General features: G+C 52.7%; 14 protein-coding genes. 10 read left to right on the top strand and 4 right to left on the bottom strand.

Translation table 11 applies throughout. The features are described 5' to 3' along the window. The first annotated feature begins 9 nt into the window (after positions 1–9). The 10 genes from nrdF to emrB all read left to right on the top strand — a co-directional run bounded on the left by nrdF (position 10) and on the right by emrB (position 10,675). Positions 10–969: a class 1b ribonucleoside-diphosphate reductase subunit beta gene (gene nrdF / locus OGW44_RS12910; protein WP_016157300.1), complete on the top strand. Its 960-nt coding sequence runs from the start codon at positions 10–12 to the stop codon at positions 967–969. A gap of 354 nt (positions 970–1,323) precedes the next feature. Next, entirely contained in the window at positions 1,324–2,526 is a 1,203-nt protein-coding gene (gene proV / locus OGW44_RS12905; protein WP_016157301.1) for a glycine betaine/L-proline ABC transporter ATP-binding protein ProV, read from the top strand. Then, positions 2,519–3,583: a glycine betaine/L-proline ABC transporter permease ProW gene (gene proW / locus OGW44_RS12900; protein WP_169329888.1), complete on the top strand. Its 1,065-nt coding sequence runs from the start codon at positions 2,519–2,521 to the stop codon at positions 3,581–3,583. The genes proV and proW overlap by 8 nt, the downstream gene beginning before the upstream one ends. A gap of 68 nt (positions 3,584–3,651) precedes the next feature. Next, a complete protein-coding gene (gene proX / locus OGW44_RS12895) occupies positions 3,652–4,647 on the top strand; it encodes a glycine betaine/L-proline ABC transporter substrate-binding protein ProX (protein ID WP_016154154.1) in 996 nt (331 codons plus the stop codon). Between the two features lie 179 nt (positions 4,648–4,826). Next, positions 4,827–6,011, top strand: coding sequence for an MFS transporter (locus tag OGW44_RS12890; protein ID WP_047358817.1), 1,185 nt, complete (start codon positions 4,827–4,829; stop codon positions 6,009–6,011). 122 nt (positions 6,012–6,133) lie between these two features. After that, complete coding sequence (locus tag OGW44_RS12885; RefSeq protein ID WP_019077531.1) at positions 6,134–6,871, top strand: AzlC family ABC transporter permease; 738 nt, start codon at positions 6,134–6,136, stop codon at positions 6,869–6,871. Then, complete coding sequence (gene ygaH, locus OGW44_RS12880; protein ID WP_016154157.1) at positions 6,861–7,196, top strand: L-valine transporter subunit YgaH; 336 nt, start codon at positions 6,861–6,863, stop codon at positions 7,194–7,196. Before OGW44_RS12885 ends, ygaH begins: the two co-directional genes overlap by 11 nt. Positions 7,197–7,286: 90 nt before the next feature. Continuing rightward, positions 7,287–7,817, top strand: a complete 531-nt coding sequence (gene emrR / locus OGW44_RS12875) for a multidrug efflux transporter EmrAB transcriptional repressor EmrR (protein WP_003037300.1) — start codon at positions 7,287–7,289, stop codon at positions 7,815–7,817. 130 nt (positions 7,818–7,947) lie between these two features. Then, positions 7,948–9,120: a multidrug efflux MFS transporter periplasmic adaptor subunit EmrA gene (emrA, locus tag OGW44_RS12870; RefSeq protein WP_049282740.1), complete on the top strand. Its 1,173-nt coding sequence runs from the start codon at positions 7,948–7,950 to the stop codon at positions 9,118–9,120. Positions 9,121–9,136: 16 nt separating this feature from the next. Continuing rightward, positions 9,137–10,675 (top strand): multidrug efflux MFS transporter permease subunit EmrB, encoded by a 1,539-nt coding sequence (gene emrB, locus OGW44_RS12865; RefSeq protein ID WP_016154159.1) that lies wholly within the window; start codon positions 9,137–9,139, stop codon positions 10,673–10,675. Positions 10,676–10,816: 141 nt separating this feature from the next. On the opposite strand, the gene luxS is transcribed toward emrB, so the two are convergent. From luxS to yqaB, 4 genes are all read right to left on the bottom strand, one after another. Then, positions 10,817–11,332: an S-ribosylhomocysteine lyase gene (gene luxS / locus OGW44_RS12860; protein WP_016154160.1), complete on the bottom strand. Its 516-nt coding sequence runs from the start codon at positions 11,330–11,332 to the stop codon at positions 10,817–10,819. A 149-nt stretch (positions 11,333–11,481) separates the two neighbouring features. Beyond that, positions 11,482–13,038 carry a glutamate--cysteine ligase gene (gene gshA / locus OGW44_RS12855; RefSeq protein ID WP_101700154.1) on the bottom strand — a complete coding sequence of 519 codons (1,557 nt, stop codon included), beginning with the start codon at positions 13,036–13,038 and terminating at the stop codon, positions 11,482–11,484. Between the two features lie 77 nt (positions 13,039–13,115). Next, positions 13,116–13,544 carry a YqaA family protein gene (locus OGW44_RS12850; protein WP_003825961.1) on the bottom strand — a complete coding sequence of 143 codons (429 nt, stop codon included), beginning with the start codon at positions 13,542–13,544 and terminating at the stop codon, positions 13,116–13,118. Continuing rightward, the gene (yqaB, locus tag OGW44_RS12845) at positions 13,541–14,107 is read right to left on the bottom strand and encodes a fructose-1-phosphate/6-phosphogluconate phosphatase (protein ID WP_046274846.1); all 567 of its coding nucleotides are present in this window, start codon (positions 14,105–14,107) and stop codon (positions 13,541–13,543) included. Before yqaB ends, OGW44_RS12850 begins: the two co-directional genes overlap by 4 nt. Positions 14,108–14,414 lie beyond the last annotated feature (307 nt).

Here is a 14,414-nt window from a genome sequence, read left to right as displayed (position 1 = left end):
GAGGACAACATGACATTATCCCGCGTGAGTGCCATCAACTGGAACAAGATTGAGGATGATAAAGATCTCGAGGTTTGGAATCGCCTGACCAGTAACTTCTGGTTACCGGAAAAGGTCCCGCTCTCCAACGATATCCCGGCCTGGCAAACGTTGAACGCCGCCGAACAGCAGCTGACTATCCGCGTTTTTACCGGGCTGACGCTGCTCGACACCATTCAGAACATAGCCGGTGCGCCAGCATTGATGGCCGATTCGTTAACGCCGCATGAAGAGGCGGTGCTATCGAATATCAGCTTTATGGAAGCGGTGCACGCCCGTTCGTACAGCTCAATTTTCTCCACTCTTTGCCAGACCAAAGACGTGGATGCGGCTTACGCGTGGAGTGAAGAAAATACCCCACTCCAGCGCAAGGCACAGATCATTTTGACACATTACGCCAGCGACGAACCGTTGAAGAAAAAAATTGCCAGCGTGTTTCTGGAATCCTTCCTGTTCTATTCCGGCTTCTGGTTGCCAATGTATTTCTCCAGCCGCGGAAAACTGACCAATACCGCCGATCTCATTCGTCTGATCATTCGTGATGAAGCCGTTCACGGGTATTACATTGGTTATAAATATCAAAAAGGTCTGGAGCACATTTCTGAATCCGCACGCGAGGAGTTAAAGAATTTTGCCCTCGACCTGCTGATGGAATTGTATGATAACGAAGCGCGTTATACGGAAGAATTGTATGCAGAAACCGGCTGGGTGGATGACGTCAAAGCCTTCCTTTGCTACAACGCCAATAAGGCATTAATGAATTTGGGGTATGAGGCATTATTTCCGCCAGAAATGGCGGAGGTTAACCCGGCAATCCTTGCCGCGCTGTCGCCCAACGCTGACGAAAACCACGATTTCTTCTCGGGTTCCGGCTCATCATACGTGATGGGAAAAGCTGTCGAAACCGAAGACGACGACTGGAATTTCTAGCGCTCATTCCCGCGGAAAATACCGTACATTTTTCGCGGAAATATTCTAACAGGATCACACTTTTGTCGTGCAAATATAATTGTGTGATCTACACTCAATATCAGCCGCATTATTCGCCTGCATTTCAGCAATTCAGGCGACTTTTCATTGCCATTTACAAAAAATATTACCCCATTCACATTCGCGCTCAGCCCTTATATCACGGGAAGTCCCGCCACATGGCCTTCAGCAATATTCGTGCCACAAACAAATTCAGGGTTGTCTCAGATTCTCAGTATGTTAGGGTAGAAAAAGGTCACTATTTCCATCAGGTAATATATCGATATAAACAAATAACAGGAATCATTCTATTGCATGGCAATTAAATTAGAAGTTAAAAATCTCTATAAGATATTTGGAGAGCATCCGCAGAGAGCCTTCAAATATATTGAAAAAGGACTTTCAAAAGAGCAGATTCTGGATAAAACAGGGCTATCGCTTGGCGTTAAGAACGCCAGTCTGGCCATTGAAGAAGGCGAGATATTTGTCATCATGGGATTATCCGGTTCGGGTAAATCCACAATGGTACGCCTTCTCAATCGCCTGATTGAACCCACCCGCGGGCAAGTATTGATTGACGGCGTAGACATCGCCCGGATATCCGATGCAGAGCTTCGCGAGGTGCGCAGAAAAAAGATTGCGATGGTTTTCCAGTCCTTTGCCCTGATGCCGCACATGACGGTCCTGGACAATACGGCATTCGGCATGGAATTAGCCGGTGTTGGCGCGGATGAACGTCGTGAAAAAGCGTTAGATGCGCTGCGTCAGGTTGGTCTGGAGAATTATGCTCACGGATACCCGGATGAACTTTCCGGAGGGATGCGCCAGCGTGTGGGCCTCGCCCGTGCATTAGCCATAAACCCTGACATCTTATTAATGGATGAGGCCTTTTCTGCCCTCGATCCGTTAATTCGTACCGAGATGCAGGATGAACTGGTAAAACTACAGGCGAAACATCAACGTACCGTGGTCTTTATTTCCCACGATCTCGACGAAGCTATGCGTATTGGCGACAGAATTGCCATTATGCAAAACGGTGAAGTGGTCCAGGTCGGCACGCCAGATGAAATCCTGAATAATCCGGCCAATGATTATGTACGCACCTTCTTCCGCGGCGTTGATATTAGCCAGGTCTTTAGTGCCAAAGATATTTCACGTCGTAGCCCTGAAGGTTTAATTCGTAAAACGCCCGGGGTCGGTCCACGTTCAGCGCTGCAATTATTGCAGGACAAAGATCGCGAATATGGTTACGTGATCGAGCGCGGCAATAAATTCGTCGGCGTTGTCTCTATCGACTCTTTAAAAACAGCATTAAGTCAGGCGCAAGGTATTGAAGCGGCATTGATCGATGAGCCGTTAGCCGTGGATGCGCAAACTCCTCTCAGCGAGTTGCTTTCTCATGTCGGCCAGGCCCCGTGCGCGGTGCCGGTTGTTGATGAGGAACAACAGTATGTGGGCATCATTTCAAAACGCATGCTGTTACAGGCTTTAGATCGTGAGGGGGCAAACAATGGCTGATCAAACCAATCCGTGGGATACCACACCAGCGGCCGACAGTGCCGCACAAACCGCCGATGCCTGGAGTACGCCATCAGGCGCGCCAACTGACGGCGGTGGCGCAGACTGGCTGACCAGCGCACCCGCGCCGGCGCCAGAGCATTTCAATATTATGGATCCGTTCCATAAAACGCTGATCCCGCTGGATAGCTGGGTCACAGAAGGGATCGACTGGGTCGTTACCCATTTCCGTCCGGTCTTCCAGGGCATTCGAGTCCCGGTGGATTATATTCTCAACGGCTTCCAGCAGCTTCTGTTGGGTATGCCAGCCCCGGTGGCGATTATCCTGTTCGCTCTGATTGCCTGGCAGATTTCCGGCGTTGGAATGGGCGTTGCTACGCTGATTTCATTGATTGCAATCGGGGCCATCGGCGCGTGGTCGCAGGCCATGATCACCCTGGCGCTGGTACTAACCGCGCTGCTGTTCTGCGTGGTGATCGGTCTACCAATGGGGATCTGGTTGGCGCGCAGTCCACGGGCGGCAAAAATTGTTCGTCCGCTGCTGGACGCCATGCAAACCACACCGGCGTTCGTCTATCTGGTGCCGATCGTCATGCTGTTTGGTATTGGTAACGTCCCGGGCGTGGTGGTGACGATTATCTTCGCCCTGCCGCCAATCGTGCGTCTGACCATTCTGGGTATTAACCAGGTGCCAGCCGACTTGATTGAAGCCTCGCGCTCATTTGGCGCCAGCCCGCGTCAGATGCTGTTTAAAGTGCAGCTCCCGCTGGCGATGCCTACCATTATGGCCGGGGTCAACCAGACGCTGATGCTGGCGCTCTCAATGGTCGTCATCGCGTCGATGATCGCCGTCGGCGGACTGGGTCAGATGGTTCTGCGCGGAATCGGTCGTCTGGATATGGGGCTTGCCACCGTCGGCGGAGTTGGGATCGTGATCCTCGCCATCATTCTCGACCGCCTGACGCAGGCTGTCGGTCGCGACGCCCGTAGCCGTGGCAACCGTCGCTGGTACACCACCGGTCCCGTAGGGCTTATCACTCGCCCATTCACGAAGTAATTCACCCGTTGCCCGGTGGCGCATTGCTTACCGGGCCTATACGTCCCTCCAATAATTAAGGAACAACGATGCGACAGAACGTCATTATTGCCACAGCGTTTGCCACCCTTGTCTCCACCAGCACTTTCGCTGCCGATCTGCCAGGCAAAGGCATCACTGTACAGCCAATCCAGAGCACTATCTCTGAAGAATCCTTCCAGACGCAACTGGTCGCCCGTGCGCTGGAGAAACTGGGTTATACCGTTAACAAAACAAGCGAAGTTGACTACAACGTCGGCTATACCTCCATTGCCTCTGGCGATGCAACTTTTACCGCTGTGAACTGGCAGCCGCTGCATGATGATATGTATGCCGCAGCGGGCGGAGACAAAAAGTTCTATCGCGAGGGGGTATTCGTTACGGGTGCCGCGCAAGGTTATCTGATCGATAAAAAAACCGCTGAGCAGTATAAAATCACCAACATTGCCCAGTTAAAAGATCCGAAGATCGCCAAAATCTTTGACACCAACGGCGACGGAAAAGCAGACATGATGGGCTGCTCGCCGGGCTGGGGCTGCGAAGCGGTGATCAACCACCAGAACAAAGCCTTCGATCTGGAAAAAACCGTCGAGGTCAGCCACGGTAACTATGCGGCGATGATGGCTGACACTATTACCCGCTTTAAAGAAGGCAAACCCATTCTTTACTACACCTGGACACCGTACTGGGTGAGCGACGTTATGAAACCGGGTAAAGATGTGGTCTGGCTGCAGGTGCCGTTCTCTTCCCTGCCAGGCGAGCAGAAAGACATTGATACCAAGCTGCCAAACGGCGCCAACTACGGCTTCCCGGTGAACACTATGCATATCGTCGCCAACAAAGCCTGGGCGGAGAAAAACCCGGCTGCGGCGAAACTGTTTGCCGTCATGAAGCTGCCGCTGGCGGATATCAACGCGCAGAACGCGATGATGCACGACGGGAAAGCATCTGAAGCCGACGTGCAGGGTCACGTTGACGGCTGGATCAAAGCCCACCAGCAACAGTTTGATGGCTGGGTGAAAGAAGCGCTGGCTGCGCAGAAATAACCCCCTCGTAGGCCTGATAAGCGTAGCGCCATCACACCAATGCCGGATGGTGGCGCGATGCGCCTTATCCGGCCTACACGCCCTCCTCCCAACCGCACAATCCATCACCCAACAAATCAGCAACATTTAATCACTTACGTTATGATTGTTTTCTGCAACCCATTTTTCAGTTGAAAACCATGACGAAAACCACTCAGGGACTTAGCCCTTCGCTGATCCTGTTAATGTCTATCGCCACCGGCCTCGCCGTCGCCAGTAACTATTACGCGCAGCCGCTGCTCGACACCATCGCACGTAACTTTTCGCTATCGGCCAGTACCGCTGGCTTTATCGTCACCGCGGCCCAGCTCGGCTATGCCGCCGGCCTGCTGTTTTTAGTACCGCTTGGCGATATGTTTGAACGTCGGATGCTGATCGTCTCCATGACGCTGTTAGCGGCAGGCGGCATGCTTATTACCGCCAGTAGCCAGTCGCTGGGCATGCTGATCCTCGGCACCGCCCTGACCGGGTTGTTCTCGGTAGTGGCACAGATTCTGGTTCCGCTGGCGGCGACGCTTGCCACGCCGGATAAGCGCGGTAAAGTTGTCGGCACCATTATGAGCGGCCTGCTGCTGGGTATCCTGCTGGCGCGCACCGTGGCGGGATTACTGGCCAATCTTGGCGGCTGGCGCACCGTATTTTGGGTCGCATCGATATTAATGGCGCTGATGGCGATTGCGCTGTGGCGCGGTCTGCCGAAGATGAAATCAGATACTCATCTCAACTATCCGCAACTGTTAGGCTCCGTATTCAGCCTGTTTATCCATGATAAATTGCTGCGTACCCGCGCGATGCTGGGCTGCCTGACCTTTGCCAATTTCAGTATTCTCTGGACCTCTATGGCGTTTTTGCTCGCCGCGCCGCCGTTTAACTACTCTGAAGGAACGATCGGGCTGTTTGGCCTGGCAGGGGCCGCAGGGGCGTTAGGCGCGCGTCCGGCAGGTGGTTTTGCCGATAAGGGAAAATCACATCTCACCACGACCACAGGTCTGTTATTACTGCTGCTCTCCTGGTGGGCTATCTGGTTAGGGCATAGTTCCGTACCAATGCTGATTATCGGTATCTTGGTCCTGGACCTCACCGTTCAGGGTGTGCATATCACCAACCAGACGGTTATCTATCGCATTCATCCGGACGCACGTAATCGCCTGACCGCCGGATACATGACCAGCTATTTTATTGGCGGGGCGGCAGGTTCGCTGATTTCGGCCTCCGCCTGGCAGCATGCCGGTTGGGCTGGCGTTTGTCTGGCCGGTACGACCGTTGCCCTACTCAACCTGTTGGTCTGGTGGCGAGGATATCACCGTCAGGAAGCCGTAAATTAAGCATATAGCGTATGTTTACCGCTGATTGGGCTCCGCAGGGTGTTAAGGAGCCCATCAGTCTGCTAAGGTTATAACTCATTGAACCAAGTTATATTAATTTCGGTAATGAAACCTATAACCCTATGGAAAGCCCGATATCCCAGTCTGAACCCAGTTCTGCGACGCTAACTGAAGGATTCAAAGACAGCCTGCCAATAGTCATCAGCTATATTCCGGTCGCTTTTGCATTTGGTCTCAATGCCACTCGCCTTGGCTTTACTCCGGTTGAAAGCGTGTTTTTCTCCTGCATTATCTATGCGGGAGCCAGCCAGTTTGTCATCACCACAATGCTCGCCGCAGGCAGTTCTTTGTGGGTCGCCGCACTGACCGTCATGGCCATGGATGTACGCCATGTTTTGTACGGACCTTCCCTGCGTAGCCGAATCGCCCAGCGACTGAGCAAACCCAAAAGCGCGCTGTGGGCCTTTGGCCTCACCGATGAAGTCTTTGCCGCCGCCACGGCGAAGCTGGTACGGGATAACCGGCGCTGGAGTGAAAACTGGATGATCGGCATTGCGCTATGCTCCTGGGCCTCCTGGGTGTTTGGCACGGTGATCGGCGCGTTTTCCGGTAGTGGTTTACTCAAGGATTACCCGGCAGTTGAAGCCGCGTTGGGCTTCATGCTCCCGGCGCTGTTCATGAGCTTCCTGCTCGCCTCTTTCCAGCGTCAACAAGCACTCTGCGTGACTGCAGCACTGGCCGGCGCGCTGGCTGGCGTCATGCTGTTTTCCATTCCTGCCGCCATCCTTGCAGGCATTGTCTGCGGATGTCTGACGGCTCTTATCCAGTCATTTTGGCAGGGAGGTCCCGATGAGCTATGAGGTCCTGCTGCTTGGCCTGTTGGTCGGCTGCGTTAACTACTGTTTTCGTTATTTGCCGCTCCGTCTTGGAGTGGGGAATGTTCGCCCGACGAAGCGCGGCGCGACGGGCATATTACTCGACACCATTGGCATTGCATCAATTTGCGCCCTGTTGGTGGTGTCTACCGCGCCAGAAGTGATGCACGATTCTCGTCGGTTCGTGCCTACGCTGGTGGGGTTTGTCATACTGGGCGCAAGCTTCTATAAGACCCGCAGCATCATCATTCCAACCTTACTGAGTGCTCTGGGCTATGGATTAGCCTGGAAAATGCTGATTGTCTTATAGATAAAAACAATCATTTTAAATAAATAATACATTTACTTTATTTGTCACTGTCGTTACTATATCGGCTGAAATTAATGAGGTTATACCCAAATGGATAGTTCGTTTACGCCCATTGAACAAATGCTAAAATTTCGCGCCAGCCGCTACGAAGAGTTCCCTTATCAGGAAGTGCTTCTGACTCGTCTATGCATGCACATGCAGGGCAAGCTGCTGGAAAACCGCAATAAGATGCTGAAAGCTCAAGGGATTAACGAGACATTGTTTATGGCGTTGATTACGCTGGAGTCTCAGGAAAACCACAGTATTCAGCCTTCTGAACTGAGTTGCGCGCTTGGCTCGTCACGCACTAACGCAACCCGCATTGCGGATGAGTTAGAAAAACGTGGCTGGATCGAACGTCGCGAAAGCGATAACGATCGCCGCTGTCTGCATCTGCAATTGACCGAGAAAGGCCACGCATTTTTGCAAGAGGTGTTACCGCCTCAGCATAACTGCCTGCATCAGCTTTGGTCATCTCTCAGCACCACCGAAAAAGATCAGCTTGAGCAAATTACCCGTAAACTTCTGACCCGTCTTGACCAGATGGAGCAGGATGGCGCGGTATTAGAAGCGTTGCGCTAACGCGCCGACTCGCTCAGAAATCCAGATTTATAAATGAAAAAACCGACAGGCCAGCACGCATACTGCTGGCCTGTCTGATAAACAGGTCGGCTCAGCCGATGTGAAAAAAAAGAAGATCGTGGAGAACAACATGAGCGCAAATGCGGAGACTCAAACCCCGCAGCAACCGGTCAAGAAGAATGGCAAACGTAAAAGTATGCTGCTCCTTCTGACCTTGCTCTTTATTATCATTGCCGTGGCATATGGGATTTATTGGTTTTTAGTACTGCGTCATGTCGAAGAGACAGACGATGCGTACGTGGCAGGGAACCAGGTTCAAATCATGGCGCAGGTATCAGGCAGCGTGACGAAAGTCTGGGCTGATAACACTGACTTTGTAAAACAAGGCGATGTGCTGGTCACCCTCGACCAGACGGACGCTAAGCAGGCATTTGAAAAAGCCAAAACTGCGCTGGCTTCCAGCGTGCGTCAGACGCACCAGTTGATGATCAATAGCAAGCAGTTACAGGCAAGCATTGAAGTGCAGAGAACCGCGCTGGCGCAGGCACAAAGCGACTTTAATCGCCGTGTCCCGCTGGGCAACGCCAACCTGATTGGCCGCGAAGAGCTGCAACATGCGCGTGATGCCGTCGCCAGCGCTCAGGCTCAGCTTGATGTTGCTATCCAACAATATAATGCCAACCAGGCGATGATTCTCGGCAGTAAGCTGGAAGACCAGCCCGCCGTGCAACAGGCGGCCACTGAAGTGCGCAATGCCTGGCTGGCGCTGGAACGAACCAGAATCGTCAGCCCAATGACTGGCTATGTTTCCCGTCGTTCCGTGCAGCCGGGGGCGCAAATTAGCCCGACCACGCCGCTGATGGCGGTCGTTCCAGCCACTAACCTGTGGGTGGATGCCAACTTCAAAGAAACACAGCTCGCGCACATGCGTATCGGTCAACCTGCGACCGTTATCAGCGATATTTACGGCGATGACGTGAAATATACCGGTAAGGTTGTCGGGCTGGATATGGGTACGGGCAGCGCCTTTTCCCTGCTGCCAGCACAAAACGCAACGGGTAACTGGATCAAAGTCGTCCAGCGTCTGCCGGTGCGTATTGAACTGGATGCACAGCAGCTGGCGCAGCATCCGCTGCGTATCGGTTTATCTACGCTGGTTACGGTAGATACCTCAAATCGTGACGGACAAATTCTGGCAAGCCAGGTTCGCACCACGCCGGTATCAGAAAGTAATGCACGGGAAATCAACCTTGCTCCGGTCAATAAGATGATCGAAGAGATCGTGCAGGCCAACGCGGGCTAATTCAAAGGTGCGTGTGATGCAACAGCAAAAACCGCTGGAAGGCGCGCAGCTCGTCATTATGACGATCGCGCTGTCCCTGGCGACATTCATGCAGGTGCTGGACTCCACCATTGCTAACGTGGCGATCCCCACTATCGCCGGGAACCTCGGCTCTTCACTGAGCCAGGGAACCTGGGTGATCACCTCATTCGGGGTGGCGAACGCTATCTCGATTCCGATCACCGGCTGGCTGGCAAAGCGCTTTGGCGAAGTAAGGCTATTCATGTGGTCAACTATCGCCTTCGTCATTGCGTCATGGGCATGCGGGATGTCCACCAGCCTGAACATGCTGATTTTCTTCCGCGTAATCCAGGGGATTGTCGCCGGTCCATTAATTCCGCTGTCACAAAGCTTGTTGTTGAATAACTATCCTCCCGCCAAGCGTTCCATCGCCCTGGCGCTATGGTCGATGACAGTGATTGTTGCCCCGATATGTGGCCCTATTCTTGGGGGCTATATCAGCGACAACTATCACTGGGGCTGGATATTTTTCATCAACGTGCCAATCGGTGCTGCGGTGGTATTGATGACCCTGCAAACCCTGCGTGGTCGGGAAACCAAAACCGAGCAGCGGCGCATCGATGCCATTGGTCTGGCACTGCTGGTCATTGGTATCGGCAGTTTGCAGATTATGCTCGACCGCGGCAAAGAGCTGGACTGGTTTGCCTCTCAGGAGATTATCATCCTGACGGTGGTCGCCGTTGTCGCCATCAGCTTCCTGATCGTCTGGGAGCTTACCGACGAGCACCCCATTGTCGACCTCTCGCTGTTTAAGTCGCGCAACTTTACCATCGGCTGTCTGTGTATCAGTCTGGCCTATATGCTCTACTTCGGCGCAATCGTCCTGCTGCCGCAGCTGTTGCAGGAGGTATACGGCTATACGGCAACCTGGGCCGGTCTGGCGTCAGCGCCGGTTGGGGTGATTCCGGTGATCTTATCGCCGATTATCGGCCGCTTCGCGCACAAGCTTGATATGCGTCGGTTAGTCACGTTCAGTTTTATTATGTACGCCGTCTGTTTCTACTGGCGTGCGTGGACGTTCGAACCGGGTATGGACTTTGGCGCATCGGCCTGGCCACAGTTTATTCAGGGTTTCGCGGTAGCCTGCTTCTTTATGCCGCTGACGACTATCACGCTGTCCGGCTTACCACCTGAGCGTCTGGCCGCGGCATCAAGTTTGTCGAACTTTACGCGAACGCTGGCCGGCTCTATTGGCACATCAATTACGACGACGATGTGGACTAACCGCGAGTCACTTCACCATGCGCAGTTAACGGAATCCGTTAATCCTTACAATCCAAATGCGCAGGCAATGTACGATAAACTGCAGGATTTAGGGATGACGCACCAGCAGGCGTCAGGCTGGATAGCCCAGCAGATCACCAATCAGGGACTGATTATTTCCGCCAACGAAATCTTCTGGATGTCGGCGGGGATCTTCCTGGTCTTGCTTGGCCTGGTGTGGTTTGCCAAACCCCCCTTCGGTGCGGGCGGCGGCGGCGGTGGCGCGCACTAAATATCTGATAAAAGGGATCTGCGGATCCCTTTTTTATTGCCCCGTAAACCACCTCCCAGGGATATGGTTGAGGGGAGGCAATAAAAAACCCCGGTTATAAGCCGAGGTTAATTTAAATACTGGAACAACTAATCAGTATGACTAAATATGCAGTTCCTGCAGTTTCTCTTTCGGCAGCGCCAGCTCTTCATTGCTGTTAACGCGTACATCATGCTCCAGAATATGACGTGCGATATCCTGTGCTTCGCTAAGAGAGTGCATCTGATACGTGCCACACTGGTAAACGTTCAGCTCCGGGATCTGGTTTTGATCCTGCACTTTCAGCACGTCCGCCATCGCCGCTTTCCACGCGTCGGCAACACGCTGCTCGTCTGGCGTACCAATCAGGCTCATGTAAAAGCCAGTGCGGCATCCCATCGGAGAGATATCGATAATCTCCACGCCGTTGCCGTTGAGATGGTTACGCATAAAACCTGCAAACAGGTGTTCCAGCGTGTGGATACCTTTCTCAGGCATCACTTCTTTGTTCGGAATGCAGAAACGCAGATCAAACACGGTGATTGCGTCGCCATGCGGGGTGTTCATCGTTTTTGCAACCCGGACCGCGGGAGCTTCCATCCGGGTGTGATCGACAGTAAAACTATCTAACAACGGCATTTAGCCACCTCCGATAAATTTTTTGAAAATAATCTGAACTCTTTGTTCCGGGGCGAGTCTGAGTATATGAAAGACGCGCATTTGTTATCATCATCCCTGTTTTCAGAGATGAAATTTTGGCCACTCCCGAGTGGCCTTTTTCTTTTGTATCAAGCGTGCTTTTCCAGCCACACGCTAAACGGCTCAGTATCAGCCGCTTCGATCTCCTGCTGACGACGCTTTGAAGCCTCGGTTTCAGCAATAAATTCCGCTTCCTGCAATATTTCTAACGGCTCTTCACGCAGCAGATTTCGGTAAGCCTCACCCAGCGCTTTACCCGTGCCGCCAATGCCTTCATCAATCATAGACCGTAGGATGCGGGCAGAGAAAGTCAGTTCTGGGTTGTCAAAACAGGCAACCAGTTCATCACAGACCTTTTGATACTCCTCTCCCCCATCGATGCTGTCCAGCGTTTGTGCCACGCGTTTCAGATCGCGGAACAGATCTTTCCCTACCTTAGGCAACGGGAACTGGGCTGTTTCACAGCCAATACCTAACGTCAGCCCAGGCTTACGACCTTCGAGAATCACCCGATTCCAGTTTTTACGCGTACACAGCAATTCATCACTGCTCATTTCCGGGGCATCGGCCAGCGCACACCAGACCATAAACAGATCGAGGAAGCGCACCTGCTGCTCGTCCACGCCGATCGGTGAGAACGGGTTGATATCCAGTGAGCGAACTTCGATGTACTCAATACCGCCACGCAGAAGCGCGTCAGAAGGCGTTTCGCCACGACGAGTGACGCGTTTCGGGCGAATAGGCGCATACAGCTCATTTTCAATCTGCAGAACGTTGCTGTTGATTTGCAGACGCTTACCGTCCTTCTCCAGACCGATCGCCGCGTACTCCTCGGAAGGGGTTTTAATCGCGCGCTTTAATCCTGCCACATACTCATGCAAATCGTTAAACGTAATTCCGAGATTGCTTTGCGACTTATTGGTATAGCCCAAATCACTCAGGCGCAGCGACGTCGCATACGGCAGGTAATACATCCCACAGTCAGTTTTTTCAAACGGCAGGGTTGTCGGTTTTCCTTGCAGGAAAGAGGAACAAATGGCCGGAGAGGCGCCAAACAGATACGGGATCACCCAACCAAAACGGTAGTAGTTGCGGATCAGACGGAAGTAACCCGCGGAGATCTTCTCTTTAGCATCTTCGCCGCCCGTTACGCCACATTTCGCCTGCCAGAAAGCCATCGGCAATGAGAAATTGTAGTGTACGCCAGAGATAGTCTGCATCAACGCGCCGTAACGGTTTTTGAGGCCTTCACGGTACAGCGTTTTCAGACGACCGGTATTCGACGTACCGTACTGCGCCAGTTCGATATCCTGACCTTCGGCAATATAGCAAGGCATGCTCAACGGCCACATACGCTCGTCGCCCAGGTTCCTGGCGGTATACCGATGCAGGTCGCGCATGAACGTGAGCATTTTCTCAATGTCGTCGCCTGGAGGCGTAATAAACTCCAGTAGTGCTTCGGCAAAGTCAGTGGTTATCCATTTATGCGTTAGCGCTGAGCCTAACACCTCAGGATGGCCTGTCGTTGCTAATGACCCATCTGCATTAACGCGCAGCGTTTCGCGCTCCAGCCCACGTTGAATCCCCTTTAACGCCTGAGGATGGTTTTCCAGCCAGGCCAGCGCCTGTGATACGTCCGGGATCAAATTGACCTCCCGCCTGTCAAAATCGTTTTAATTAGCATAATGGTATTGGTTACCCTGAAGGCTATCTCACAACACAATTAGTGCCACCACATAATGCCTTGCGTCGTAACCGCTGCGACAACTACATAGCGCAGCGCCTTGCCAAGGCATAAGAAAAAAAGTACTGGACCCCACGAGATGCGCATCCATCCAGCTAACAGGCACAGTAAATCACCCACAACCGGCATCCAGCTTAATAATAGTGTGACAGCGCCATAGCGCCGCAGCCAGCCAGTGGCTTTTTCTTGCCAGCGCGATGTTTTACGCAATGGAAAGAAACGCCCAAGGATAACGTTAGTTAACCCTCCAAGGCTATTACCCATTGTTGCTGTTAAGACTAAGACCCAGGGATGACTTACCCCAGAGACCAGCAAAGCAACTAAAACAACTTCAGAATTGCCGGGTAATAGCGTAGCGCTGAGAAAACTGCTGGCAAACAGTGACAGGAGCGATAGTCCATCACTCACAATAACCGGACATCCACCGCGTCCATTCCTGCGGCACGCGCCGCCTGAAGCCCAAAATCGGCATCTTCAAATACGACACAGCGCGCCGGAGCAACACCCATACGTTCGGCACAGAGCAAAAACGTATCAGGAGCAGGTTTATGGTGTTGTACGTGATCGGCTGCGACTACAGCATCAAAATAGCGACGCAGCCCAAGGTGTTCGAGAAGAGCTTCCGCAATCGCGCTTTCACTCCCCGTACCTACCGACATAGGACGACGACCATGCCAGGCTTTCACGACGTCAACCAATGGCAAAGGCTGGACGCTATCCAGCAGCATGCTTCTCACCTTGTCGGTTTTTTCACGCGCCAAGGCATGAGGGTCAAGATCGGCATGATTCAATTCAATTACCGACTGAGCAATACGCCACGTTGGGGAGCCATTGAGGGCGACCATGGCTTGTTCATCAAAACGTAACCCATAATGCCCCAATACCTCATGCCACGCCTTACGGTGCGTTGGCTCGGTATCCAGGATGGTGCCATCCATATCAAAAATCAAACCCGCATAACGTTCGTACATCGTCTTCTCACAAGCCGAATGACCAGACGTTATTTTATCGTAATTGATTGATTTTGTCGCTGACAGCGAATTAAGGGGGTTCCGGGAGTATGTGGAAATGATTCAAAGGAGAGAAGATGGTGCATCCGGGAGGATTACTCGGCTGCGCCTCGCCCTGGGGCCGTTGCTGAAGCAACGTTATCCTCCCTGGTGCTCACGATTATCTCGCAGACCATGAAACAACAGTGTTGCTGTTATCTCGGAGAAGATGGTGCATCCGGGAGGATTCGAACCTCCGACCGCTCGGTTCGTAGCCGAGTACTCTATC

Origin of the sequence: Citrobacter sp. Cb023 (assembly GCF_030336805.1) — a bacterium.
Taxonomy (GTDB): domain Bacteria; phylum Pseudomonadota; class Gammaproteobacteria; order Enterobacterales; family Enterobacteriaceae; genus Citrobacter; species Citrobacter braakii.
This window is presented reverse-complemented; position numbering and strand designations above follow the sequence as displayed.

Coding starts and splice junctions, on each gene's coding strand:
- OGW44_RS12885 (WP_019077531.1), top strand. CDS start 6,134: ATGGAAAGCCCGATATCCCAGTCTGAACCCAGTTCTGCGACGCTAACT.
- emrB (WP_016154159.1), top strand. CDS start 9,137: ATGCAACAGCAAAAACCGCTGGAAGGCGCGCAGCTCGTCATTATGACG.
- proX (WP_016154154.1), top strand. CDS start 3,652: ATGCGACAGAACGTCATTATTGCCACAGCGTTTGCCACCCTTGTCTCC.
- yqaB (WP_046274846.1), bottom strand. CDS start 14,107: ATGTACGAACGTTATGCGGGTTTGATTTTTGATATGGATGGCACCATC.
- luxS (WP_016154160.1), bottom strand. CDS start 11,332: ATGCCGTTGTTAGATAGTTTTACTGTCGATCACACCCGGATGGAAGCT.
- OGW44_RS12890 (WP_047358817.1), top strand. CDS start 4,827: ATGACGAAAACCACTCAGGGACTTAGCCCTTCGCTGATCCTGTTAATG.
- proV (WP_016157301.1), top strand. CDS start 1,324: ATGGCAATTAAATTAGAAGTTAAAAATCTCTATAAGATATTTGGAGAG.
- nrdF (WP_016157300.1), top strand. CDS start 10: ATGACATTATCCCGCGTGAGTGCCATCAACTGGAACAAGATTGAGGAT.
- proW (WP_169329888.1), top strand. CDS start 2,519: ATGGCTGATCAAACCAATCCGTGGGATACCACACCAGCGGCCGACAGT.
- ygaH (WP_016154157.1), top strand. CDS start 6,861: ATGAGCTATGAGGTCCTGCTGCTTGGCCTGTTGGTCGGCTGCGTTAAC.
- emrA (WP_049282740.1), top strand. CDS start 7,948: ATGAGCGCAAATGCGGAGACTCAAACCCCGCAGCAACCGGTCAAGAAG.
- emrR (WP_003037300.1), top strand. CDS start 7,287: ATGGATAGTTCGTTTACGCCCATTGAACAAATGCTAAAATTTCGCGCC.